We start from the raw sequence: 25,125 nt of genomic DNA on the forward strand, positions 1-25,125 counted from the left end.
TCAATGATAAAGAGGGATTCAATATGCCAAAAATTATAGGAATCGGGCCGCATTATCCCGCTTTTCTGCAGAGTAAGGGACTGCCCGCCGATTTTGTTCCGCACTTGTTCCTTAAACCGCTCTCGGGCGTGATCGGAGACGGCCAGGCCATCCATATTCCTGAACATGCCGAGAAGGTTATGGCCGAGGTAGAAATCGCGGTGCTCATCAACCGGACCCTGCGGAACGCAAGGGAAGAGGAGCTGGCCGATTTAAGCGCAATCGGCGGTTATGCCATCGCCAACGATTTGACGGCTGTCGGTCCGCGTGTCATGGGCGAAGGCAAAATATACGATACCTTCACCCCGCTGGGTCCATTCCAAAAAGTGGAGGACCCGGGTTCCATCCGCATCGAAAGCTATCTGAACGGTGAACGGAAACAGTCAGCGGGCATAGAAGATATGGGCTACACCTTTGCCCGCATCCTCGCTTATTTCTCCACGATTCTTACGCTGGAAGAGGGAGACATCGTGCTAACGGGAACCCCCGCAGGTCCGTTCGAGATTACTCCGGGGGACCGCGTAGAAATCCGCAGTGAACAGCTTGGAACGGTCAGCAATACAGTGGAAGCGTAATCATTACAATTTTATTTGAAAGGATGAATGAACAGATGGCTAAACCCGTTGTGTTTATACCGAGCAAAATTCCCGAGGAAGAGAAGGTCCTTCGCTTTTTGGAGGATTTCGCCGAGGTGGACTACAGAGACGAAGAAGAAATGCTTGATGAGGAAGTCTTCTATGAAGGATTGCGGCGCGCATCTGGCCTGATGATCTATTCCCGCAATAAAATCCGCAGCCATGTGCTGGATCGCGCTCCTCTGCTAAAGGCGGTATGCAATATTGCGGTCGGCTACGACAATCTCGACCTGAACGAACTGACCCGCCGGGGGATTGCAGCCACTAACACGCCGGATGTCCTGACCGAGACAACGGCCGATCTGGCTTTCAGTCTGGTGCTGGCTTCCGGAAGACGGCTGGCCGAAGCGGATCACTTCGTCAAAAGCGGCGGCTGGAACGGCTGGCTGCCCAGCCTGATGCTGGGCAAGGACGTGCATGACGCTACACTCGGCATCATCGGCTACGGACGGATCGGCAGCGCCATTGCCCGGCGCGCCAAAGGCTTCAATATGAACATTCTGTACAACAATCTGGTCCGCGAGGAGAAGGACGAACAGGAGCTTGGCATTCAGTTCGTTCCGGTTGAGGAGCTGCTCCAGAACTCCGACTACGTTCTCGTACAGGTGCCTCTCACTCCGCAAACGGAAAAGATGATCGGCGAGAAGCAGTTCGGGCTGATGAAAAAGGATGCCTATTTCATCAACGCCTCCCGCGGCGGAGTTGTCGATGAGACGGCGCTGATCCGGGCGCTGCAAGAGAAGCAGATTGCCGGAGCGGGTCTTGATGTATTCGAGCATGAGCCCATCGACAAAACCCATCCGTTCCTGTCGATGCCGAATGTGGTTACGCTTCCTCATATCGGAAGCGCTACCTGGCAGACGAGAGCCAAGATGGCCATGAAAGCAGCCGAGAATATGGCGGCCATCCTGCAGGGCCGGCGCCCGGTCAACCTGGTCAACCCGGAGGTCTGGACCGTTAAGGACGGAAGCGTTCAGTAGACCGTCAAATTCTGTAGGTGCTCTGTTATGAAACGCGGCATGAGCCGGAAGACGGGCTCGAGGTACAGCCTCTACGGTACAACACCAGCCCGTCGGCTCATCTTGCGGCAAGTTCGCCGGCCGCCTTGGCAGGCGGCGGCCTGATCATGAAGGAGGAGCAGTAAAATGTATGCGATTACAATTGATACGGGAACCACGAATACGCGGGTAAACGTATGGCGCGGCAACGAGGTCGTTGCGGAAGCTTTCCAACCTGTCGGCGTCAGAGACACGGCGATCACCGGCAGCAGACAAAAGCTCACCCAGGGAGTAAAGACGGCGATTGAGGAGGCTATGCGGACAGCGAATGTGAAGACCGGGGACTCCGTTGTCATTCTGGCTTCCGGAATGATAACTTCGAATGTCGGACTGTATGAGATTCCGCATTTGCCGGCGCCCGCCGGGTTAAAGGAACTGGCCGCGGCAATGGTTAAGGCCGAACTGCCGGAGATCATCGACCAGCCCATCTGGTTTGTGCCGGGCATTAAGAATAATGTGCCTGATCTTAACCTGGAAACATGCGAAATGATGGATGTCATGCGCGGAGAAGAGGTCGAGGTTGTAGGAATTACGCAAAAGCTGCAGCTTGAGGGCCCTGCCGTGCTGATCCTTCCGGGCTCGCATTCCAAAGTCGTCCGGATCGACGGCGACAATCGGATTACCGGATGTATGACCACGATAGCAGGCGAGCTGCTGGATGTGATTACGAAGCAGACCATTCTGGCAAACGCGCTGCAAAGCTCTTTTGCCGGCGAATTGGAGGAAGCCGTACTGCTTAAGGGGGCAGCCTATGCCGAGAAAGTCGGACTTGGAAGAACCTGCTTTACCGTGCGGATTCTGGATATGTTCAGTGATTTATCCATAAATGAGAAAGCGAACTTCCTGCTCGGCGCTGTGCTTCAGGCGGATATTCTGGCCGTGAAAAACAGCGGAGCCCTGAATGTAACTCCCCTGCTGCCGGTAGTCGTATTCGGCAAGGAGCTGCTTCGGGAGGCCCTCATCGCATTAATCAAGCACGATCCTTTCTTCACCGGTCCGGTTCATTCGGTCGGAAACGAGCATAAGGCGCTGGCCGGCTTCGGAGCACTGGCTATTGCCCGCGAACGGGGAATTTTGCACAACACTCAAATGGCTTAAATCTAAAAATCAGAATGGTTGGAGGTAATGATTTTGGAAACGAAGGTGAGCAGCGCTGTTCCCGCCGTGAAGACCAAGACGGCGACAAGAGTGCGCTGGACGGTTGTCATTTGGCTTTTGGTGGGCGGCATCATCAATTTTTTGGACCGGACCAATCTGTCGATTGCGGCGCCGGATATGATGAAAGATCTGAATTTGTCGAATACGGATATTGGCCTCATGGGCTCAGTCTTCGCGTGGAGTTACGCGTTCATGCAGCTGCCCGCGGGATGGCTTCTTGACCGCCTGGGGGCCAAGAAAGTATATGCCTGGGCCGTAGCCCTTTGGAGCGGAGCAACGGCTTTTACTGGAGTCTGCACCGGCCTGACCAGTCTACTCTTCGGACGCGCACTTCTAGGGGTGACTGAATCACCTTGCTGGCCCGGCGGAGCCAAAATTACGGCTTCCTGGTTCCCGAAGCAGGAACGTGCTCTAGCTACCGGCTTCTGGGACGCGGCTTCCAAATGGGGGCCGACGATTGCTCCACCCATTCTTGTGGCGTTAATCGTGCCGTTCGGCTGGAGAGCGCTGTTCTTCATTACGGGAGCCATCGGCCTGATCTTTGTCGTAATCTTTGCACTTTTTTACCGCCAGCCGGAGAAGCATCCGAGAATCAGCCAAGAGGAGCTTGATTATATCAAGGCCGGCGGCGGAGGCACTGCGCAGGAGATCGGCGCTTCCAAGGTATCCTGGGGCGAACTGTTCAAGCATAAGAGCGTGTGGGGCATGATTCTCGGCTTCTTCTGCTATATCTGGATATTCAATATTTTTGTGACCTTCCTGCCGCTCTACTTGATGAAGACCCAGAACGTTTCGATGAAGTCGCTGGGTATTTATGCGAGCATTCCTTGGTTCGGAGGCGTCATCGGCGCGATTCTCGGCGGTTATGTCAGCAAGCTTCTGGTCGATAAAGGCGTGGCCAAACCGCTTGTCGCCAAACGGGCCGTCATCGGTGTATGCGCAATTCTGGCCGGGATTACCGTCATCATAATACCGCATGCGGGCAGCTTGCCGGCGACGCTGGCTTTCATGACGGTCGCGCTTGCCCTGATGTCCGCCTTGTCCAGCTGCGCGTGGGCACTGCCTGGAGATGTGGCCCCGCCTTCAATGGTCGCTTCCGTAGGCAGCATCCAGAACTTCGGCGGTTACTTCGGCGGAGCGCTGTCTCCGGTCGTGGTCGGCATGATCGCCGACAAGACCGGTTCTTATACGATGGCCTTCACGAGCGGCGGCATTATCGCCGCCTGTGCGGCCTTGTGTTACTGGCTTCTCGTTAGAAAGCCGATTGCAGAATAGACAAATAAGGATTCGGGAGGAATCATACATGGAAAAGTGGAAGGTTATCCGCACAATCGAAGAGACGGGGATTATTGCCATTGTCCGGGGCACCAAGCCGCAGGAAATGATGCGCATCGCCTCCGCTCTCTATAATGGCGGAGTAAAGGTCATTGAGGTCACATGCAATACGCCGGGCTATCTCGGCATGATCGAGCAATTGGCCGGCGAAATGGGCGAGAAAATGATCATTGGGGCTGGAACGGTGCTGAATGCGCCGACGGCACAGTCGGTCATCGACGCGGGAGCGACGTTCGCTCTTGCGCCCGATCTCAATCCCGAAGTCATTAAAGCGCTGCATGAGAAGAATCGACTGATTATTCCCGGCGTAGCCACTCCTACGGAGATGGTTCAGGCGCAGCGGCTTGGTGTCGATCTGATGAAGCTGTTCCCTGCAGGCGCGCTGGGCGCCCGCTTCCTCAAGGAGGTGCGCGGACCGCTGGCCGATATCCGCTTTATTCCGGTAGGGGGCATCAACCTCACCAATATCGGGGAGTTTGCCGAAGCGGGTGCGGTTGCATTCGGCATCGGCGGCGAATTGGTGAACAAGTCCGTGATTGATTCGGGCAGTTATGATCAATTGACCAAGCGGGCTGAGGATTTCATCGAAGCCGTTCGCCGGCATAGACACTGATAGGCCACAGGCAATAGGCAATTTAATAGAAAATAGGAACTTATCAACTGCCGATTCGGTCCGAGTCGGCAGTTGTCGCGTTTGTCACATTTTCTCTTTTTTGCTATTCTTAATAGAAAATTCAAGAATGAAAGGTTCCCGCGCCATGCCTAAACCAAGAGAAAGCATTTATAAACGGTATATTCCGGCGGTTGCCGCCAAGCCCGATTTCGGCGGACCTGCCTATTGGTTCATCTTTAGCTCCGGCCGGCTGCTCGTTTCGGAATCTTCCGGCATGATCGGCATTCCGCTTGCGCAATCGGTCGAGCAGCTCCATATTGCTCCGGTACGCACCTTGTATCTCGGGACTTTCGAAGAAATCCCATGCTTCGCCGTAGAAGCCCCTTCGGATGCGGCCGAGCCGGAAGAACTGGTGTTCCGCCCGCTCCGGCCTCTGTACGACGTAATGGACGAAGACCTGTTCCATCTGGCGGGCAAGGCGATCCAGATGATCGCCTGGGACGACACGCATCAGTTCTGCAGCCGGTGCGGCACGCCGACGGTCCTGTCGCAAATCGAGAGATCGCGGGAATGTCCGGAATGCGGACTGGTCAGCTATCCGCGCCTCGCGCCTGCCGTAATTACCGCCATTCTGAAGGACAAGCAGATCCTGCTCGCCCATGCCCGAAATTTTCAAAATAATATGTACGGGCTGATTGCCGGCTTCGTCGAACCCGGTGAGACGCTGGAGGACTGCGTTAAGCGGGAAATTATGGAGGAGGTCGGAATTAAGGTCCATAATATCCGCTATTTTTCCAGCCAGCAGTGGCCGTTTCCCCATTCCTTGATGGTCGGTTTCGTTGCTGACTATGAGAGCGGAGAAATTACAGTGGACGGAGAGGAAATTGTCCATGCCGCCTGGTTTGATCCTGATAGCCTGCCCAACATTCCGCCGAAGGTCAGTATTGCCCGCAAGATCATCGACTGGTACGTAGAGAACTATTCCTGACGGTAACCCCCTCCCTCCGCCATGCATATGCTGGATAGACAAATGCCCAGGATGGAGGAACACCTTCATGAACTCTCTGTTCAGCTCTCCGGCGCTGACGCTTGCAGCAGATTCCAACAAGCATATCAATTATCGGCGGGATGCGGATAACTGCCTCACCCAAGTGTTTGGAGCCCAGCTTCCGGCTATAGAGACAGGTTTTTTCAACGCGCACATGACCAAAGAATGCGTTGTTCAGCCGCATTGGCATACGAACGCGTCGGAGCTTGTCTTTGTCATCAGCGGGGAGATCGTTACGTCCGTATTTAATCCTTTTACGCAGCAGCTCATGACCTACAGGCTGACTCCGGGCCAGGTTTCCTCATTTCCAAAAGGATGGTTCCACTGGATCACCGTCTTGTCCGAGCATACGCACTTTTTGACCATTTTCGATGTCCCTACCCCGGATGTCGTCTACGGCTCCGATTTTCTGAAGGCCATCCCGCCGGAAGTCCTGAACCGGGCCTACTGTGTAGACGAGCAGAATTACAAGCAAGCGGTCGCTCCGCTTCAAGAATCGGTCATTTTGGGACCGCCCCCGGGCTGCGTCTGCGGGAATAACCCGCCGCCGGTTCAGGGAATGCAGAAGCATCCGCACCACAGCGGCCACCAAGCCGCAGCTTCTCACCCGTGTCCTTCCCACGGTCAAGTATATGTGCACGGTTATGCCGGGCAGCTTCATAACCGTTATCCTTATTCGAACTAAACGAAGCCCCGGTTTAGCGTTCGCCTCTGAGGGGTGGATTTTTCCTGAAAATATCAAAAAATGACTCTGGACAACTCATTTCTGCACGTATCCCAGCGCCACGGAATGGACCGGCCCTCCAGGTGCAGCCCGCCATACCACTCGTCTATGCCTTTTAGTGAAAGATAGTCCTCTTCTCCGGCCAGAACCTTCCGGCCCAGCGCGGTTAGAGTAATTCTGCAATGGGCAAAAGCCGGTACCGCGCTGCTAAAGTCGGGAAAAGCTTCCAAACCCTGAATAAGCAGCAGCGGGTAAGGCTCCTTCGACATGTTCTTCAGGTGCTGCCAAAATTCCAGATCGCCCATGCCCAGCATATGCAGCTTGTCACCCACCTGCCCGAATAAAGCGTGCGGCCCATATTCCCCGTCCCGGACGGTCTCCAGCGTTGTCTGCTCAATGATCCCAAGTCCGTTATGCACAGAGGGGATACGGGATAAATGGGCCTCAAACGCCTTTTTCACAAAAGGCAGCGCAGAGGTATCCTCCTGCAGGAACCGGATATGCTGCTCGGGCAGGGGTGATGTATAGGCCTTCCACATTCGGCTTGCTAACTCCAGCTCCCGCGCTCCGACAGACTGCCAGGTACCGGATAATGCCATTAGCTGCTCGGCCGTTAACTGCCCCAGCCCGTAAAAAGGTTCAACCCCCGGGTAATCTCCGATACACAGCAAGCTCACCTTCGTATCTCCAAGCGCCAGCTTAGCAAGGCAGTGAAGCAAATAACACAGCATCGTCTGGTCGAACAGATCGTATTCGAACCATAAGACGATTTCGTTGTATTTTTTCAAGTCACGCAGGATTTGCTCCTGCTCTTCAATCTTCAAATAATCTGCCTGCGGAATGCCGAGCCTCCGTTCCAGATACCGCGCCCGCGTCTCCCGGTTACCCCTCTCAGCCATATTGCGGAACACGGGCCCTACCGTATAGATTTCCCTCCAGGCCATAATCTCGCCTTGCACGACGCCCTGCCTGAGCTTGTTCGCGACCGAATCGCCGTTGGTAATGTGCAGCATCATTTGAAAATGCCTCCTCCCAAATATTCGAAATATATCAACACCCGAACAGCTGAATCGAAATCTGTAATTGCAAGTAAGTATATTGAAAGTGTGCTGAAAATGAAAGCGCCATTCGTTCAACTCGGCGTAAAGCGAGCCGGTTCACGGCTGGCTTCATTGCATAGCCCTTTCTTTTCATTTATACTGAGCAGGAATTGATTAATCACTAAATACTTACCCTAATCGAAAGGCGGAAATCTCATGGCTAAAGACACGACGACATCCGTTAACCGCAGATCGGACATTATATCGGCTGCAATCGAAGTGTTTGCGGAAATCGGCTACTACAGAGCAACTACGGCTCAGGTCGCTGAACGGGCGAAAATATCGCAGCCTTACATTTTTCGCTTTTTCCATACTAAAGAAGTGTTACTGTTAACGGCTTTGGAGGTTTCTTGGGCCAGAATCATCGAGTCCTTCCATCAAGTCGTGCAATCCGCATCTCCCCAGCAGCTCGAAACCGACCTGATCATCGCATACGAACAAATTCTGGGAGAACATCGGAATGAGGTGCTGCTTCAAATGCAGGCTCAGACCATTCAAGAACATTCGATCCGGGAAGCCATGCGGGGTGGCTTCAGGGAAGTCCGCCAAATCGTGCTGGACGCTTTCCGTCAGGCTGATATCGCAGATCCCGAAGAACGGACGATGTTGTTCCTGGCAAGGGGAATGTTATGTAATATTTCCGTAGCCATCAACCTGCCTGAATTAATGGAAACGTGAGAAGGCGAAATCCTTCTCCTATTTGTGGGAATTCCCTATGCGTTTTTTCTCATACGTTTTTTCTCATTTAGTTATTGACTGATCACTAACCTAATGCTACGATCAAGTTAAGTTAGTGATTGATCAATTACTATATTATTGAAAAGAGGCTGATGAAATTTGATAAAAGCAATTGTCATTGGAGCAACAGGCGGAAGCGGCGCCGCCATTACGGAAGAGCTTGTTAAGCGGGGGATTCGCACTATCGCCTTTGGACGTTCGCGTCAGAAGCTGGAGCAGTTCGCTTCCAGTCTCGGCAACCCGGTGAATTTGTCACTTGCCATAGGAGATGCCTTCCAGCCGGATGACATTGTATCGCAAGCGGACGGGGCAGACGTCTTGTTCCATTGCGCGAATGTCCCGTACCATGAGATGGTGGATAAGCTGATTCCGCTAGGGGAATCGGTCATGGAGGCAGCCAATCGGATTGGCATTAAGGTGGTCGCGATAGATGGGATCTATCCATACGGAAGAAAGCAGATGGACCCTGTGACCGAAGATCATCCGAAACAGCCTCATACGAAAAAGGGGAAGATCAGGCTTGCATATGAGCAAATGCTGTTCAGCCCTCGGTGGGATTGTGCCAAGGTGATGATTGTCCGCTTGCCGGATTATTACGGCCCTACGGCTAATGAAGCCTCGTATCTGGGCTCAACCCTCCAAGCGATCGCAGATGGAAAAATGGCTTTTTTCATCGGCAATATGCATGTTCCGCGTGAATACGTCTATTTGCCTGATGCAGCTGCCATGATTGCCGAACTAGCCGGCAGGGACTTTGCTTACGGACAGAATTGGCATATCCCGGGCTCCGGACTTATTGCAGGCAAAGAAATCGTACGAATCGCCCAAGCCGCGAGCGGCAGCACCAAACCGGTCATTCCACTCAAAAAAACGGGTTTGTCTCTGCTGGGCATGGCAGTACCGGTCATGAAGGAGGTTGTCGAAATGCTGTATTTAACCGATGAACCCCTCACCTTAAGCGGGGAGAAATACGAACGATTGATCGGACCGGTTCCGGCTACACCGTTTGAAGAGGGGATATCCTTTACCATCCGCACGTTACAGCAGCGGAAGTAATTCTTTTGCCGAAGTAGTAATTGATTGATCACTCAACAGAAGGGACCGCCATCTAAAACTTAAGCTCCCACAAGAAGAAACGGCTTCGCCGTCCTTTTAGGGACGGTACCGTTTCTCGTAGAATTATAAGACCAAATGATAAGCGCACAGCTTATACAGTCTTATATTTTAAAAAAGACCATCCCTTAAGCAGGATGGCCTTCTCTTTGCGGTTATTTGATTGACGGCAGGTATTCTTCCAGACGGTCCCACGTTTCGGTGATGCCCTGCTCCATTCCCATATCCATGACGGTCTTGAGCGCTTCGGCGGATTCAAAGCGTCCGCGGCTGATGACCTTCGTCTTTCCCTCATGCTCTACAAAAGTCATCGTAATGTGAGAGGAGGGCATCCCTTCCGTTACATTGCCTTCCGCATCCGAGAAGTAATCGGTATAGACGATGGTTTCGGGCTCCGAGATTTCCTGGTACACCGCTTTGCCCCAAGATTCCATTCCGTAGAAATCACCCTGCTTCTCATCGACACATTTCATACAGTAATGCCATACGCCTCCCGGACGAAAATCGATGTTGCAAACCGGCAGTGTCCAGCCCCGGGGTCCCCACCAATGCTTCAAATGCTCGGCTTCCGAAAACGCCTTGAATACCAGCTCGCGCGGTGCATCGAACACACGCTCCAGAACAAGTTTCTGACCTTCTACCCGGGTAACCATTTTGTTCGTCATTGAAAACTCCTCCTTAAGATTAGGTTTCCTTTGGTTGACTTTCCCCAGCTTGCAGCTTGTTCTCTTCGGCTTGGAGCTTCTGCAGATACATGTCCAGATTGTCGAAACGTTCATTCCAGATCCTGCGGTAAGCATCAAGCCAGGAATCCAGCGCCCGAAACGGCTCGGCACGGAGCCTGTAGTTCCGGCGATTGGCCACGGCCTCTACTTCCACCAATCCGGCCTCCAGCAGAACCCGCAGATGCTTCGAGGCCTGGGGCTGGCGGAGCCCCAAATGATCGGCGATTTCCCCTACAGTCAGGGGACCGCCGCGCAAAAGCTCAACCATGCCTAACCGGTTAGGTTCGGCTAATGCGCTGAATGTCGTAATATTCATGGGATACGGCGCGGCCTATGCTTCCAGTACGGGTCATTTCAGGCCACCTCATTTCATTTATTAAGTATCGGCTGCTTGATACACAAAGCATACCCCATATTGAATATTCCTGTAAAGGAATATTTTAAAATTTGATATATCTTTCTCGGGCAGCGCCCGCTCTATTCAATCGGTTCGCCCGCCGCTTCCCATCGGGAGATTTCCTCCCGCACCCGCGGCGCGACCTCCGTCCCCAGCAGCTCAATGGCGCGCATCACGTCCTCATGCGGCATCGTGCCAAGCGGGGTATGCAGGAAAAAGCGGGTGATGCCTACGTTTTTGCGCAGGTGGATAATTTTGTTCGCCACCGTTTCGGGGTCGCCGACATACAGCGCTCCTTCAAAGCTACGGGCGGCATCGAAGGTGGAACGGTCATAATGTCCCCAGCCCCGCTCCCTTCCAATGACATTCATGCTTGCCTGGGTTGACGGAAAAAACTTATCGGCCGCCGTTTCGGTGTCCTCCGCAATAAAGCCATGCGAGTGCGATGCCACAGGCAGATGCGAGACGTCATGTCCCGCCTTCGCCGCCGCTCTTTTATAAAGCTTCACAAGCGGCGCGAACTGCAGCGGACGGCCACCGATAATCGCCAGCACCAGCGGCAGGCCGAGCAGGCCGGCGCGGATTACGGATTCCTGATTGCCCCCGCTGCCAATCCACACCGGCAAAGGATTCTGTACCGGACGCGGATACACGCCCAAATCCGGAATGGCCGGGCGATGCCCGCCTTCCCATGTGACATGTTCCGACTCCCGGATCTTGAGTAAGAGCTCCAGCTTTTCATCGAACAGCTCATCATAGTCGTCCAGGTCATATCCAAACAGCGGAAACGATTCGATAAAAGAACCCCGGCCCGCCATGATCTCCGCGCGCCCGCCTGAAATGCCGTCCAGCGTAGCAAAATCCTGAAACACCCTCACCGGATCATCGGACGACAGCACCGTAACCGCGCTGGTCAATCGGATTTGCTTCGTCTGCGCCGCCGCCGCGGCCAGCACAACCGCAGGCGAGGATGCCGCATAATCCTTGCGGTGATGCTCGCCCACGCCGTACACATCCAGCCCCACCCGGTCGGCCAGCACAATCTCCTCCACCACCTCGCGCAGCCGCTGCGCGTGACTCATCACTTCTCCGGTATGCACATCCGGCGATGTCTCCACAAATGTGCTGATGCCTATCTCCATTGGCAGCGCCCCCATCTTGTATCAAAATTGAGTATCTTTATTTTGAACGTTTCAGAAAGTGATATCAAGCGCTTGTTCAGCAAGGATCTCTGTGCTTCTCCTCCGCCTACGGAACTCCGTCGGTGTAACACCGGTCCAATTCCGGAATGCCCGATAAAAGGCGCTGGCCTCGGAAAAACCGAGCAAGTAGGCAATTTCATCTATGGATATACCGGTTCCGTGCAGGTAATCCTCAGCCATTCTTTGGCGAGCCGCTCGCAATAACTCCAGGTAGGAGGTCCCTTCCTTCCGCAAATAATTCTGCAAGCTTCGTACGCTGACCGCGAGCTGTTCCGCGATTGCCTCGATGGAAGGAGAACCTCCCCGCATATGGTCCAGAAGGAGACGGAGCACTTGAGCGGTATAAGGAGAATGATCCTGCAATCTTAATCCACTTCTCGCATCTCTTGCAATCTTCTCGAAGGGCTCCAGCAGAGCGGGATTCGGCCCTATTAGCGGTATGCTCAGATCTTCCCGTCTCAACACAAGCGCATCATTGTCGGATTGAAACCGTACCGGACATTGAAAAACACGCTCATATTCGGCTGCGCTTCGCGGCATATCGCATGTAAAACGGACCTCGCATAGCGGAATCCGCCTGCCGGTAAGCATATTGATGTAGGTATAGGTTCCAGCCAGCTTAAGATCAATATAAATCCGGTTATTCCTCAGAGCCGCATCAAGCACCGTGGAACGGAGCTCCACTTGCTCCCCTTCCTCATGCAGCTTCATTCTGCCGGTTCCATCAACTACCGTCTCGTACTCGCAATATTTAACCGCGGCCGTCCCCAGATTGGCGCAATTCATCAGGATATAACCGACGATGCTCGAGAATCCCCGGCTAAGTCTTTCGCCCAGAAGCAGACCGATCTCTTCAATGCCCGTGATTCTTCCCAGACCCTCCATAATCGTGTTTACTTGACCGGCTGTTAACCGGTGATCCGGAGAAGATACAGAGCTCAGGTCAATTGCCTCGGTCTGGAACAATTCCTCACTCGTTAATCCAAAGAACTCCAGACCTTGCATTAAAGCAGATATTTTGGATACTGACATCGTAAATTGTCCGCCCATCCCCACATCTCCTATCCGATTGTGTTCACATAAACGTCTCCCCCGTTTGTTGCGCGTCAAGTCATTCTTTTTTCGTCAAGGAGCATTGGATTTCAGTCTCATATTTCTTACACTAATAATCAGTACGAAACAGGAGGAATGTTGATGAAACCGACCGTTCTAATAACAGGAGCTTCCAGCGGAATCGGCCTGGCCTTTGCTACCTTGTTCGCCAGTCGCCATTATGATATCGTCCTTGTAGCCAGGAGAGCGGATCGCCTGAACGAGCTTGCGGAACAATTAAGCCGCGAGTATGGAAGCCTGGTAACCGTGATTCCCAGCGATCTGTCCCTTCCGGATGCTCCGCGGGACATATTCGAACAGCTGCGAAGCCGGAAGATTGATATCGATATCCTCGTTAACAACGCCGGAACCCAGGTCTATGGCGAATTTCAGCATGCAGACCTTGAAGCAACCCTTCGGCTGATCCAGATCAATATCATGGCGCTGACCGAGCTGACCAAATTGGCCACCGACGACATGGTCCGTAAAGGACGCAAAGGTAAAATACTGAATGTCGGTTCAACCGGATCGTTCGCGCCATCGCCCCTGAATGCCGTATACTGCGCAACCAAGGCTTACGTGCTTAGCTTCTCCGAAGGTATTTCGAAAGATTTGGAGGGAACGGGGATTACCGTAACGACCCTCTGCCCCGGCGCCACAAGAAGCGAATTTGCCGAAAAGGCCAATCTGCTTGACTCCAGGTTATTCAATTTTGCCGTAATGGAACCGGAGAAGGTGGCCTCGATCGGGTATAAAGCCTTGATGAACAATAAAAGAGTAGCGGTTCCCGGCTTGCTCAACCGGTTGATGGTAGGCTCCATCCCGTTTACTCCACGGGGGCTTTTGCTGCGGTTAAGCCATTATTTAATGCGTCCCGCTCGTTAAACGAAATTATGACGATTTCTGTTTACCCGTTCTATAATGAAGCAGAACGATCCCCGAGCTAAAGCTTCTCGTTTCCAGCAGTTCCAGCTTCATTTGCGTGGCATCTTGAAACAGCGGTTTGCCGTTTCCGATAACTACCGGTGTCAGCACTAGCAGGTACTCATCGATCAATCCTTCATTTGCAAGCTGCTGCACAATCGTTCCGCTGCCAAATATCGTGATATCGGGGCCTTCGCCTTCTTTTAACCTTCTTACTTCCTCTGCAAGATTGCCGCTGAGCAGCCTGGAATTCTCCCAGTTCACTTCCTGCAAAGTTGTAGAGAACACCACTTTGGTCATCTGGTTTAATTCTTGGGCCATCATCCGGGCGCCTTCGGGAGCATTCGGATTGTTTGCCACATGCGGCCAGTAGCTTTCGAACATCTGGTAGGTCACCCTGCCGAATAATACGGTGTCGGGATTCATCATCTCATGCGCAGCTTTGTCGACCTCGGGATCATGGATAAACCAGTCGATCTCTCCGCCCAGACCCGCATAATAACCATCGATAGAGAGATTGTTGAACACAACAACTTTTCTCATAGGGCACCTCTTTCATAGATTAGATCAACCCTCTTTCATAGATTAGATCAAAATGCAGCCGAAAACGTCCTGTCCGAATAGACTATATCCCAATCTTTAGCAGATTCTGTCCTGGCGTTCAAGAGGGATTTTCGCCGCAGCAGAAGCAGAGATGCGTATAGCCGCCACCGCATACGATAAGTCCCCGCCAAGACTGCTTGCCGGGGACTTTCAACCTCCTAAGGAATGGCGCAAATCAGATGTCCGCCAAGTCAATCGGTCTTCAATAACGAACCGAGCGGTTTCAGAACCGCTTCCACCCCTTTTGTCGGATTGGGTAGATGGACATGAAGCAAAGCTAAAATGCTTAACGTCAAGCCGGCCAGAATAAGCACGACATACACAATCAGATCTTTGCGCTGTTTCTTTTTGATTAATTGGGGAATATCCCAGCCGGCCAGCACAACAAACAGGAGGATAATCGCCATGATCTTCATGCTTATTCCTCTCCCTCTTCCACGGTAATCATCGACTTGTTCGTCAGACCGGTGCGGACCACCTTCGCATGAGGCTTAATGTCCACTTCCAGTTCGGGGAAAACGTCATCCCAGCTTTCTTTAAACTGCCGATTCCACGCTTTCGGGTATGCCCGGTATACAGCGTTGCCGAACCCGAAGATGTCCGAATTAAATGTTTTTTGTGCCTTCTCGATCGTGGATTGTATTCTTCTCTTCGTTTCCAGCTCCAATTCTTGTTCGACATATTGAATGATCTTGGGGTCGCTCATATCCAATGAGGAGTTATTTTCATAGACGGTGTTTTCCATATAGATGTCCCCTTGGATTCGGAGCTTGCGGTCCCGGAGAATCGGTTTGATCTTCGTCGCTTTCCGGACAGCCATGGCGCTGATATTGCCCCCGCCCTTATCCTTTGAAATCTCCACTGTGACAACACTGGTCTTCAGCTCATTGCGCAGCCACAGCGCCCCGCGCGTCTCCGCATCGTCCAGCCAGCCGACCAATTTATCTTTGCGGAATACGGCTGAACCGGATATAACCGTGTTCATGTCCCCTCCGGAAGATCCTTCTTCGTTGTCAATCTCGGTTTGTCTTAAAGCCACCTGGGCAGCGATCGGCTCGATTCCGTCCGTAAGGAGCATCTGAAAAAAGTCTTTTAAGTAGATTCTGATTGCGACATGACGCTTCTCCTCTTCCCTGATTTCCTCGGCGGAAATCTTCTCCCATTTGGCGTTGAACTTTAAAATTTCCGCCGCTTTCCCTTCGCTGAATAGAATGTAACTGCGCAGCCGGGATTCCCGGTACCGCACAAAAAAATCAAGCACGGGCGCAACCCCCTCCCGCGCCAGCTGCTCCCCGATGATAATAATCCGGCTATGGGAGAAGAACAATTGGCGGGGAAGCTTCTTCTGCAGCCTGCGGCAAGCGTCCAGCATGGTCACTCCTTTCTCCGACACGACCACGGTTGCTTTATTTCCATCGCCGCTCCCTGAACCGCCGCTTCCCGAACCGCTGGCCGGTCCGAGCATCGTCGGAACGGCAATCTGCAGCGTGAGCAGGTATTTCCCGTCCTCCATCTTGTCAATGGCGGAGGCGGTCACAATCGACAGATCGTTCAATTCAACTCGGCCCCAGCAGCCGCTTGTCGGCAGCATTGCGAGGATCAGCAGCATAATCCCTAGCTTTCTCATCAGGCGTCCTCCTTTCATAAGCAGGGCTACTCGCCGCGCTTCGGGGAACGCGGCCGTAGTGTTCCTTTCATACGCCGGGGATTGTTCTTGCCGGTCTCGGTCGAACGCTTGGTCATTCCCCACCAAGGCACACGCAGAAAAACATCCTTCATATCACTGGCATGCATGGGAGCCAGCGGAGACAAATAAGGAACACCGAACGAACGCAGGCGCGCCATATGGATCAGAATGAACAGCACGCCGAGCAGTACGCCATACAGTCCGAGTGTCCCGGCCAGAATCATCATCGGAAACCGAAGCAGCCGGATGGTAATAGCCTGGGAGTAGCTCGGAACGATGAAGGAAGCAATCCCTGTGATAGAGACGATAATGACCATGGGCGCGGACACGATCCCTGCGCTTACGGAAGCCTCGCCGATCACGAGCGCCCCGACAATGCTGACCGCTTGTCCGACCGGCCGGGGCAGACGCACCCCTGCTTCCCGCAGCGCCTCGAATGAAATTTCCATCAGCAGCGCTTCGACAATAGCCGGGAAAGGAACCGTTTCACGGGAAGCAGCGGCGCTGAGCAGCAGGGATGTTGGCAGCATCTCCTGATGAAACGTCAGCAGAGCGATGTACAGTGATGGCAGCAGCAGAGCAATCATCAGAAACAGATAACGAAGCAGCCGGATCAGAGTCGAGACGACAAATCTTTGGTAATAATCTTCACTGGCCTGCATCATTTCAAAGAAAGTAACCGGAAGAAACAGGGCAAAGGGAGTGTTGTCAATCAGCACCCCAACTTTGCCTTCCAACAAGTTGGCCACGATCCGGTCGGGACGCTCCGTGTAGTTTATCTGGGGAAATATGGAAAAATGGTTGTCCTCTATCAGCTCCTCCACATAACCGCTCTCGAGAATGGCGTCGATGTCGATCCGGTTCAATCTCTCCCGGACTTCTTCGATGAGTGCTTCGTCCGCGATCCCTTCCAGATAGGTAATGGCGACATCCGTCTTCGACAATCTCCCCAGCTGGATGCTTTCAAATTTCAACTGCGGCGTTCTCAATCTGCGGCGAATGAGATTAATGTTGGTGAGCAAATTTTCCGTAAATCCTTCTCTTGGCCCCCGAATGACGGCCTCAGTAGCCGGCTCTTCAACCGCCCGCATTTCCCAGCCCCTCGCGCTGATGAACAGGGCCTTGTACACACCGTCAAGGAGCAGCGCCGTATCTCCACGCAGAATATGGTCTATGGCATCCTGAATCCGCCCGCCGGTGCTTACTTGCGAAGCGCTGATCACCTGTTTCCGGAGCAGGTTCTCAAGGCCGGTCAGCGTTAGTCCCGATTTCTGCGTCATTTGTTCGCCATACCTCAGCAAGGGCTCCATGATATCGGATTCCAGAGTGAGGGTATTCACCATTCCGTCTAGGAAAACTAGGGCCGCGTTTTGGGAGTCGCCTATTTGAAATTCCCGGAAGATGATGTCGGAGGATCGGTCAAAAATCTTCTTGATGCGGGCCAAGTCCTGTGCAATATTCCCGCTGACGAGCTCGTGATTTGGCGTCATCCCTTGCCCCATATCTCGTTCACCCTTTCCCACAAAGTCGACCCTTCCCTACATATAAAGTGCCGGAAGCACTAACCTCTCTTATTTCCGCTCCCTTCTCCCTCCCGTTTCCTTTCGTCCAACCGCCGGATTTTGGCAACAATCAACATGAGCAGAGGAAGCAAAATAACGAAAGGGAGGGAAAAGAACGGCCAAATCGTAAAAGCAAACACGGTATCCTCAACAAGATTTCCATAGGCGACGATAGAGAAAATAAAGATCAAAACACCTACGGGTATAACAACGGACCGGTAGTCGGAAAGCCTGCACCACTGAGCCAACCCGATTACAGCGCAATAATAGCAGACCCCTATCTTCGTAAAGCCCGACGTTATCCAAAGCAGCATGCCGAGAGTATCCAAATTGGTTACGAAACCCGCCTTTTCGATGTACTTTATAGTTTCGTGAGTCGGATAATTCATTCTGGCAGTGACCGATGGACCTAGCACGAGAATAGATACCAGAACACTTATCGTAAGGATTATGCCGCCAAATAAAATAGCAAGGATATAGGACTTCTTCACCTTCTGAATATTGCGGATATTGGGCAGCAGCATCGCAAATAGAATGGTCTCGCCAAATGGATTTGAAGCCGCCGAGATTGAGCCTTTCATAACGGGAACGATTCCTTCACCCATAAACGGAGTCAAATTATCCCATTTGAATTCCGTTATTAACAGAATGATGATGGGCAGGACGAACAGTTCGCGAAAAGGCAAAACAAGTTCATTGACTCGCCCAAGGGTTTCAATCCCTCCCCGAATGGCATAAGCGATAACGGCCAGCAGCGATCCGCTTACGATAATAGGCGGTGCACTCGGCAGTGCGGTTATCGTCACATAATCGCGAAAAATCCCGGTAACGAGCGACCCCAAATATAAAGGGTACAATACATACAAAAAGCCGACTATTTTTCCAATCCATTTACCCAATATGATTTCGCTGTACTGGATGATGCTTCGCTTCGGAAATAGAAGCCCCAAGCTGGTAAATAGAAGAACAACCGCTACTCCAGTCAAAGTGGCGATAATAATGGTAAGCCAACCGTCCTGTTTAGCAAAGGAAGCGGCACTGGACGGAATGATCACGGTGGCACCCCCCAGTAGGAAGGTTAACATTAAAAAACCGGCCTGCCTGGCACTAATCTTTCCACGATCCAGCATGATGGTCCCTCCATTTTCCAAGCATACTTCGCATAGTTTTCCAATTTGCCGTTAAAATAACCGCTTCCGATTATGTTTATTTTCATCTGAATTGCAAATACTGGGTTTATTATTTTTCACGGGAAAGGACAGGACATGGCACAGGAAAAAATCAGCGGGTGGCAGCTATTTTCCATGATTATTCTGTTTGAAATCGGGACTACAGTACTCTTTGGATTGGGTATGGAGGCCAAGCAAGATGAGTGGCTGGCGATCTTGGCCGCGATGCTCGGGGGACTTGCGTTAATGCGGGTTTACTCCAAGCTCTGCGAATATTATCCGAACCGGACGCTTGTGCAAATCATTCCCGAGATCGTCGGAAAATGGATCGGCTATCCGCTGTCGCTTGTTTATATCTTGAATTTTGCTTATGAGTCTTCACGGGTGCTTCGGGACTTCGGGGAGCTCATTGCGCAGACGATTTTGATAGAAACGCCGATCCTAGTCGTTATGGCCGGATTCATGCTCGGCATCATCTATTGTCTGCGTGGCGGGGTTGAAGTGTTCGGACGTTTGGGGGAGATCTTGTTTCCGGTTGCTTTTATCGCCCTGGTCACCGGATGGATTCTCATCCTCACTTCTCAAATTCACCATTTTGAGTATATGGAGCCCGTCTTTGAAAAGGGCGGACAGCCGATCTTGAAAGCGGTCTTCCCCTTCCTTCTTGTGTTTCCGTTCGGCCAAACGCTCCTGTTCATGATGTTTGCCAAAAACCTGAATCCCCACAGTCGCTTCCGAAAAGTCGGGATGGTCGGGATTCTCGCGTCCGGCATCATTTTGTCATTAAATATGCTGGGTCTAATTTCCACATTTGGCTCACTCGTTCTGAAAGAAACGGAATTTCCGCTGTATACTGCAATAGGCATGGTTGATCTGGGGGATTTTATTATGAACCTGGATGCGCTCGCAATCCTGATGATGGTGCTGGGCGGGTTCTTCAAGCTGGGGGCATTCATGTACGGTACCGTACTCGGAACCGCGCAGCTGTTCAAATTGGAATCCTACCATCCACTCCTTATTCCATGGGGAACGATTATTCTGGCAATGTCCTTTATCATTGCGTCCAATTACACCCAACATATCTATATCGGCTGGAAAATATCGATACCCTATATTTTTTTCCCGCTCTATATCGTAATCCCTATTCTGTTATGGATCATTGCCGCTATTCGTAAAATGGTGGGTGCATGAATAACGGGCGCAAAAAGAGCCGCTCCGCATGTAGAGTGCTCTACCGCGGGGCAGCCCTTCTATAGCTTTTTCTGATTCACCTGTGATTTACCACAATGTATACCCTGCTTCGACAAGGATTTTATACCATTGCTCTTTGGTCAGCTCGGGGCCTTCGGCCGACTTTATAGCCCGCTCAATCCGCTCTTTGTTTCCGGTGCCAAGGACAATGACGGGATTGGACGAGTGCTTGAAGATCCATTTGTAGATGACTTCGTCGAGATGCTCCAGCCCCTGCTCCTGCCGAATCGCTTCGAGGACGTTATGCATGTTCTCCTCAACTGCACTAGTCGGTTTAAAAATTCTGCCGCCCGCCAGAGGCGACCAAATCATCGGAGATATCCCTTCTTTCAGGCAGTGGGTCATGGTGCCGTTTTGATAATTCTGGATGCCCAGCGGATTCAGCATAAATTGGTGAGTGACAAAATTAATGTCCGAATATTTTTGCAGTGTGTCAAATTCAAGCGGACTATGATTGGATAATCCGAAATACTTGACCTTGCCCTCGCTTTGAAGCTGAAGCAGCGTTTCGTTAAGCTCGCGCGGATCAATCAGCAGATCGAACATATGGATGAGCAGGATATCAATGTAGCCGCATTGAAGTTTGTCCAAAGAGTCATTAACCTGTGTCAAAATATATTCTTTATCCGTGTTGAAAAAACGAGTTTTAATATGAGGGTTTCGGGCATTCGGCACACTGATTGCGCATTTCGTTACGATTTCGATTTTCTCCCTCAGGGACGGTTCCAGCTTCAGAGCTTCCCCGAACAGCGCTTCGTTTCGATGATCGCCGCCGTAAATATCGGCATGGTCAAACGTTGTGATTCCCCGCTCAATGCACCATTCGATAAATTCCACCGCTTGTTCGACACTTAAATTCCAGTCATTCATTCTCATGCATCCAATGACCAGTTTGGATATGGAAAGCTGCTCGTTTAATTGAATTTTCAACACAGTCACCCGCCTTGTTCCTAAGATATGACAAGCTAAATCCGTTCTCATTATATCTCTTTAGGAAAGCGATTACTTTAGATGTTTTCGGATGTTTCTTTCTAAAACTTTCGGATTTCATTTCCGACTGCCTATCCCAAATCGCCTTTGGAATAAGGCACTCATAGGTTTGACTTAACAGTGTTGTAAGGATTCGATTCGGCGGGATACGGTATAATGAAAAATCAACACGGATATAACCATTAGAACAATCGCCTCTAAATAGAGATAAACGTAGGATAGTTGTTCAACAACAACTCCGCCCAGCATGGGTCCGAGTGCTCTGCCTAAGGTAGAGGACATATTTACAAAACTTTGATAGGAACCTTTTGCATGAGATGGTGAAATCGTATTAATCATTGCCGGTATGGCGGGAAACACAAACATTTCTCCTAAGGTAAGCAGGACAATAGCAGCCATGAACCCTATATACTGCTGACTAAATATGAGGACAATGAAAGAAAAAATAAACAGCGTAACGCCCAAATAAATCTGTATTTTATAAGTATGAGCCACTTTCTTAATAATTAGCGAAAGCAGCGGCTGGCCTAAAATAATAAGTATGGCATTGATCGTCCATAAGAAGCTATATAAATTGAACTCGTAACATTAAGGACCGCCAGAATCGGGTAAAAGGTAAGAAAGAACCTGAAAAGGCGGAGATTTAAATGACTACAGAACAAGAGATCGGAAAACTGACAGAAGCCATGAAGGAAACGGAAAGTACCCGGATGTATGAAAGATATTTGGCGATAAGGCTGCATCTAGAGGGCCGGACCCTCACCGAAATTGCCGATATTTTGGGCAGATCCTTTCCGGCCATCAGCGGATACTGGAAGAACTACCGTAAGAACGGACTGCAAGGTCTCGAATTGGGTGAATATCCGGGTGGTTCCAAGCGACTTTCGAATGAGCAAGAGGAACGGCTGAAGCAAGTCATCGCTGAGAAACGCCCTGTCGATGTTGGCTTTGAAGCGAAGTATACCTGGACGTTAAAACTCATTCGTGCCTGGATTCTTCGGGAGTATAGCGAAGACTACACGCTCAAAGGCGTCTCCAAAATGCTGAACCGCCTTGGCTTCAGCTACACGAAGGCCACCTATACTTTGGCAAAGGCCAATCCAGAGGAGCAAGAGCAGTTTCGCCAAGTCACGCTACCTGAGCTCAAAGACCAGTTAGATCAAGGAAAAGTGGATCACCTGCTGTTTGAAGACGAATCGGCTATTTGGGCCTATCTAGCCTTACAGTACAATTGGTTTCCGAGAGGACAACAGCGAAAAATCAAGACGTATGGCCAGCATCAGGGTGCCAAGCTGTTTGCAGCGATCGATTACGAAACCGGCCATGTCCTTCACCGGGAAGAAGAAAAACTGGATGCGAAAGCGTTCCAACGCTTCTTGGCCGACATTTTACAGACGTATTCCGGCAAGGTCGTGGTTGTACTGGATAATGCCCACATTCATCATGCCGATGAAATTCAGCCTTTTCTCAAGGAGCACGCCCGATTGCAGTTGGTCTATTTACCCAAGTACAGCCCGGAACTCAATCCCACGGAAGGTTTGTGGAAATGGCTAAAGCACGATGTCGTGAACAATGTGTTTTTCCAAAAGTTCTACGTCATTCGTTCCCATGTGGCCGATTTAATAAAAAGCATCAACCGAACTCCTCAAGCCGTAATTGACCGCTTACTTCTTCAGGTATAAAGATTTTTAGTTCAACTTATATAGCCAAGAAAATCTTAGCAACTGGAGAAAATTAATAACATAACTATGGAGGACGGATTTTCCGTTCTCCTTTTTTTCTAACTAGATTTTTAACCGCCGTATAGTACAAAACAGCCGCTCCATCTTTTCCGTTACATTACAAGTTATTTACACTAGTAATCGAAAAAAACTGAAAGCAACTTGAACTCAGTCAATTGTCTGGGCAATTTAAATAAACCGGGCTAGTTTAATAGCAAAAAAGATGTACATAATAAGTGTAATTGACTATACTTTAAATAAGAAAAAAGCATTGATATAATCGGATTTTTAAGTGTAAAAGGGTGGTGTAAATGACGACATACTTATTTGCCTATGAGCACTTTGATACTACAGAAGGACGTCTAGTCTATAAACCTAATCTCAATCCCTTTGACTATGAAATATACCAGCTTATCCTAGAAGCAGAGCGAAATATAGGGGCATTAGCTAGACTTGGATTAAAAAGCCATCCATTAAAGCCTACAATCCTGCGTAACTCTTTAGTTAGAACAGCCCATTTCACAACTAAAATTGAACAGAATAAACTGGAATACAAAGAGGTAGAGCAACTCTATCAAAATTACAAGAGAAACCCAATTACTATAAAACAAAAGGCACAATTAGAAGTTAAGAACGTCTTTGAAACCTATGAATTTATATACAGTTTAGATCCAAGCAAAGATTTTTCGGACATGGATGAACCTGTATTAAAAAAAATCCAACACACTTTAATGAACGACTTAACCGGTTATCCAGAAGGTTATAGAAATATACCGGTAGCACTTCAAGATGGTGATGGGCATGTTAGTTATCAACCTCCTGCATTTAATGAAGTCCCACGGCTTATGCAAGCCTACTTTTCCTGGCTATACACTAGTGTTACCGGATTTATGAATCCCTATGAAACGGAAAAAGTAAATCCCGAAAAGAAAGTGCATCCTCTGATCATCTCTGGGGTCACCCATCATTTAATAGGGTATATCCACCCGTTTCCTGACGGTAATGGAAGAACAGCTCGGGCATTCTCAACTTTGGTTGGCTTAATTCATACCGACCTCGCTACAATCAAGGATGCATTTAGTGTTGAAGAATTCTTTGATAAAAGAATCGAGGATTATTACGACACGCTTATGACTGCAACCCAAGGTGACCTACAACCTTTCATTGTATTTTATCTTGAATGTGTTAATGCATCTCTTACCAAAGTTCTCAAAGAACTCCAACGTTACGATAGAATAAAACATATTCGTGAACTATTGGGAAAAGGACATGCTAAAACTATGTTCGAGTTGATTAGCAGGATGGAAGACGGAGAAATATTTCATAGACAACTGTTTGATGATATCCTTGAGGCCTCACCCTCAAGTATTGCAAAAAACATTTCAAAGCTTAAAGATTTGGGTGTTATAAAGTCAGGGCATAGCCGAGGAGAATATATCGTTTGCATCGTGGATTAAGCCAATGTGTGCCTAAATCAACATTTTTTTCGTACCACAAGGACTTACCTATTAACTACATCAATCAGAGCAAACTTCGAACCTCCTCTATAAATTCTCGAGGAGGTTCTTTAAATTAAATCTTCCGCAATATGCTTTTTCCTACATGTAATAAGGTTCACCGCGCTGGCAGTAACACCAAGTTCTCACCGTACACTCAGCAACTCGGCTAAAGAAATTCGGTCTATAATTTCGTAGCCTCGACCCTGCCCTCTTGGTTTCACCACAACGGTGCCTAAGTTAGGAATCTCGCCCAGCCCCACTCCTTGAGGGAAACTGTGAGCAACGATCACTTGGTTCGTGCCTGAAGGCGGCGCTTTCTCTAACACCGAAGTCAAGGCAACTAATGCCGCTTCTCACTCGGAAGGGGTGACGTCACCGCTTAATCGATAAATTCTAATCCAGAAGGGATCGGTCTGAATATTTTCTTTCCCAAAAGCCAGCTCCGCCGTTTCCTTTGTACGACATAAAGGACCTGCCAGAACCGGAGATTGAACGGGAATTTGCAGCCTGAGAAATGCCTCCCCAAAAGCGGCAGCTTGTCTTCGGCCTTCTCCTGAAAGATTTCTCTGCGTGGAACAATCCCTCAGATCAAGATTGGGCCGGTCTTCTCCTGCGGTTGCTTCGCCATGCCTGACATACAGAATATATCCGCCTTGGCGAAGCGAATCCAGGATCGACGGGTTCACTGGAGCGTATTGGGGAGCATTTTTTTCAAAACTGCCACACCCCTCTCGCTCGCATA

General features: G+C 50.5%; 25 protein-coding genes and 1 pseudogene. 13 read left to right on the forward strand and 13 right to left on the reverse strand.

The genetic code is table 11. The features are described from left to right. Positions 1-23 precede the first annotated feature (23 nt). The 7 genes from PUR_RS25240 (at position 24) to PUR_RS25275 (ending at position 6,571) form a co-directional block, all read left to right on the forward strand. Positions 24-614 (forward strand): fumarylacetoacetate hydrolase family protein, encoded by a 591-nt coding sequence (locus tag PUR_RS25240; protein ID WP_179037589.1) that lies wholly within the window; start codon positions 24-26, stop codon positions 612-614. Between the two features lie 35 nt (positions 615-649). Then, complete coding sequence (locus PUR_RS25245) at positions 650-1,654, forward strand: 2-hydroxyacid dehydrogenase (protein ID WP_179037590.1); 1,005 nt, start codon at positions 650-652, stop codon at positions 1,652-1,654. A 165-nt stretch (positions 1,655-1,819) separates the two neighbouring features. Then, positions 1,820-2,830: a 2-dehydro-3-deoxygalactonokinase gene (locus PUR_RS25255; RefSeq protein ID WP_179037592.1), complete on the forward strand. Its 1,011-nt coding sequence runs from the start codon at positions 1,820-1,822 to the stop codon at positions 2,828-2,830. Positions 2,831-2,863: 33 nt separating this feature from the next. Further along, complete coding sequence (locus PUR_RS25260; protein ID WP_232101642.1) at positions 2,864-4,165, forward strand: MFS transporter; 1,302 nt, start codon at positions 2,864-2,866, stop codon at positions 4,163-4,165. A gap of 28 nt (positions 4,166-4,193) precedes the next feature. After that, positions 4,194-4,838: a bifunctional 4-hydroxy-2-oxoglutarate aldolase/2-dehydro-3-deoxy-phosphogluconate aldolase gene (locus PUR_RS25265; RefSeq protein ID WP_179037594.1), complete on the forward strand. Its 645-nt coding sequence runs from the start codon at positions 4,194-4,196 to the stop codon at positions 4,836-4,838. Positions 4,839-4,983: 145 nt separating this feature from the next. Next, complete coding sequence (gene nudC / locus PUR_RS25270; protein WP_179037595.1) at positions 4,984-5,826, forward strand: NAD(+) diphosphatase; 843 nt, start codon at positions 4,984-4,986, stop codon at positions 5,824-5,826. 67 nt (positions 5,827-5,893) lie between these two features. After that, complete coding sequence (locus PUR_RS25275) at positions 5,894-6,571, forward strand: cupin domain-containing protein (RefSeq protein ID WP_179037596.1); 678 nt, start codon at positions 5,894-5,896, stop codon at positions 6,569-6,571. Positions 6,572-6,624: 53 nt separating this feature from the next. Here the strand turns inward: PUR_RS25275 and PUR_RS25280 are convergent, their stop codons facing one another. Beyond that, positions 6,625-7,626: a DUF1835 domain-containing protein gene (locus PUR_RS25280; RefSeq protein WP_232101643.1), complete on the reverse strand. Its 1,002-nt coding sequence runs from the start codon at positions 7,624-7,626 to the stop codon at positions 6,625-6,627. Positions 7,627-7,866: 240 nt separating this feature from the next. Between PUR_RS25280 and PUR_RS25285 the strand changes: the two genes are divergently transcribed. Together PUR_RS25285 and PUR_RS25290 are read left to right on the forward strand one after the other, a co-directional pair. After that, positions 7,867-8,388 (forward strand): TetR/AcrR family transcriptional regulator, encoded by a 522-nt coding sequence (locus PUR_RS25285; RefSeq protein ID WP_179037597.1) that lies wholly within the window; start codon positions 7,867-7,869, stop codon positions 8,386-8,388. A 159-nt stretch (positions 8,389-8,547) separates the two neighbouring features. After that, on the forward strand, positions 8,548-9,504 hold the full coding sequence (locus tag PUR_RS25290; protein WP_179037598.1) for an NAD-dependent epimerase/dehydratase family protein: 957 nt from the start codon (positions 8,548-8,550) through the stop codon (positions 9,502-9,504). A 212-nt stretch (positions 9,505-9,716) separates the two neighbouring features. Here the strand turns inward: PUR_RS25290 and PUR_RS25295 are convergent, their stop codons facing one another. The 4 genes from PUR_RS25295 to PUR_RS25310 form a co-directional block, all read right to left on the reverse strand. Beyond that, positions 9,717-10,226 (reverse strand): SRPBCC domain-containing protein, encoded by a 510-nt coding sequence (locus PUR_RS25295; RefSeq protein ID WP_179037599.1) that lies wholly within the window; start codon positions 10,224-10,226, stop codon positions 9,717-9,719. A gap of 19 nt (positions 10,227-10,245) precedes the next feature. After that, positions 10,246-10,602, reverse strand: a complete 357-nt coding sequence (locus PUR_RS25300) for an ArsR/SmtB family transcription factor (RefSeq protein ID WP_179037600.1) — start codon at positions 10,600-10,602, stop codon at positions 10,246-10,248. 161 nt (positions 10,603-10,763) lie between these two features. Next, on the reverse strand, positions 10,764-11,825 hold the full coding sequence (locus PUR_RS25305) for an LLM class flavin-dependent oxidoreductase (protein ID WP_179037601.1): 1,062 nt from the start codon (positions 11,823-11,825) through the stop codon (positions 10,764-10,766). Between the two features lie 51 nt (positions 11,826-11,876). After that, entirely contained in the window at positions 11,877-12,935 is a 1,059-nt protein-coding gene (locus PUR_RS25310; protein ID WP_179037602.1) for an AraC family transcriptional regulator, read from the reverse strand. 144 nt (positions 12,936-13,079) lie between these two features. Between PUR_RS25310 and PUR_RS25315 the strand changes: the two genes are divergently transcribed. Next, positions 13,080-13,862: an SDR family NAD(P)-dependent oxidoreductase gene (locus PUR_RS25315; protein WP_179037603.1), complete on the forward strand. Its 783-nt coding sequence runs from the start codon at positions 13,080-13,082 to the stop codon at positions 13,860-13,862. A gap of 6 nt (positions 13,863-13,868) precedes the next feature. Here PUR_RS25315 and PUR_RS25320 read toward each other — a convergent pair whose 3' ends face one another. The 5 genes from PUR_RS25320 to PUR_RS25340 all read right to left on the reverse strand — a co-directional run bounded on the left by PUR_RS25320 (position 13,869) and on the right by PUR_RS25340 (position 18,883). Then, positions 13,869-14,444 (reverse strand): dihydrofolate reductase family protein, encoded by a 576-nt coding sequence (locus PUR_RS25320; protein ID WP_179037604.1) that lies wholly within the window; start codon positions 14,442-14,444, stop codon positions 13,869-13,871. Between the two features lie 251 nt (positions 14,445-14,695). Beyond that, entirely contained in the window at positions 14,696-14,920 is a 225-nt protein-coding gene (locus PUR_RS25325; protein WP_179037605.1) for a hypothetical protein, read from the reverse strand. A gap of 2 nt (positions 14,921-14,922) precedes the next feature. Beyond that, complete coding sequence (locus tag PUR_RS25330; protein ID WP_179037606.1) at positions 14,923-16,131, reverse strand: Ger(x)C family spore germination protein; 1,209 nt, start codon at positions 16,129-16,131, stop codon at positions 14,923-14,925. A 26-nt stretch (positions 16,132-16,157) separates the two neighbouring features. Continuing rightward, entirely contained in the window at positions 16,158-17,693 is a 1,536-nt protein-coding gene (locus PUR_RS25335) for a spore germination protein (RefSeq protein WP_179037607.1), read from the reverse strand. A gap of 59 nt (positions 17,694-17,752) precedes the next feature. Further along, positions 17,753-18,883 (reverse strand): GerAB/ArcD/ProY family transporter, encoded by a 1,131-nt coding sequence (locus PUR_RS25340; protein WP_179037608.1) that lies wholly within the window; start codon positions 18,881-18,883, stop codon positions 17,753-17,755. Positions 18,884-19,018: 135 nt separating this feature from the next. Here PUR_RS25340 and PUR_RS25345 point away from each other — a divergent pair, with 135 nt between their 5' ends. Next, positions 19,019-20,113: a GerAB/ArcD/ProY family transporter gene (locus PUR_RS25345; protein WP_179037609.1), complete on the forward strand. Its 1,095-nt coding sequence runs from the start codon at positions 19,019-19,021 to the stop codon at positions 20,111-20,113. Between the two features lie 87 nt (positions 20,114-20,200). On the opposite strand, the gene PUR_RS25350 is transcribed toward PUR_RS25345, so the two are convergent. Both PUR_RS25350 and PUR_RS26695 read right to left on the reverse strand, forming a co-directional pair. Continuing rightward, a complete protein-coding gene (locus PUR_RS25350) occupies positions 20,201-21,103 on the reverse strand; it encodes an aldo/keto reductase (protein ID WP_179037610.1) in 903 nt (300 codons plus the stop codon). 174 nt (positions 21,104-21,277) lie between these two features. Next, positions 21,278-21,724: pseudogene (locus PUR_RS26695) on the reverse strand (MFS transporter); the annotation flags it as partial. Positions 21,725-21,810: 86 nt separating this feature from the next. Between PUR_RS26695 and PUR_RS25360 the strand changes: the two are divergent. Both PUR_RS25360 and PUR_RS25365 read left to right on the forward strand, forming a co-directional pair. After that, on the forward strand, positions 21,811-22,845 hold the full coding sequence (locus PUR_RS25360; RefSeq protein WP_179037611.1) for an IS630 family transposase: 1,035 nt from the start codon (positions 21,811-21,813) through the stop codon (positions 22,843-22,845). Positions 22,846-23,195: 350 nt separating this feature from the next. Continuing rightward, the gene (locus tag PUR_RS25365; RefSeq protein WP_179037612.1) at positions 23,196-24,341 is read left to right on the forward strand and encodes a Fic family protein; all 1,146 of its coding nucleotides are present in this window, start codon (positions 23,196-23,198) and stop codon (positions 24,339-24,341) included. Between the two features lie 395 nt (positions 24,342-24,736). On the opposite strand, the gene PUR_RS26225 is transcribed toward PUR_RS25365, so the two are convergent. Next, on the reverse strand, positions 24,737-25,069 hold the full coding sequence (locus PUR_RS26225) for a histidine phosphatase family protein (protein ID WP_232101644.1): 333 nt from the start codon (positions 25,067-25,069) through the stop codon (positions 24,737-24,739). Positions 25,070-25,125: the final 56 nt, after the last annotated feature.

Source organism: Paenibacillus sp. URB8-2, from assembly GCF_013393385.1.
In the GTDB taxonomy this organism is placed as follows: Bacteria; Bacillota; Bacilli; order Paenibacillales; family Paenibacillaceae; genus Paenibacillus_AQ.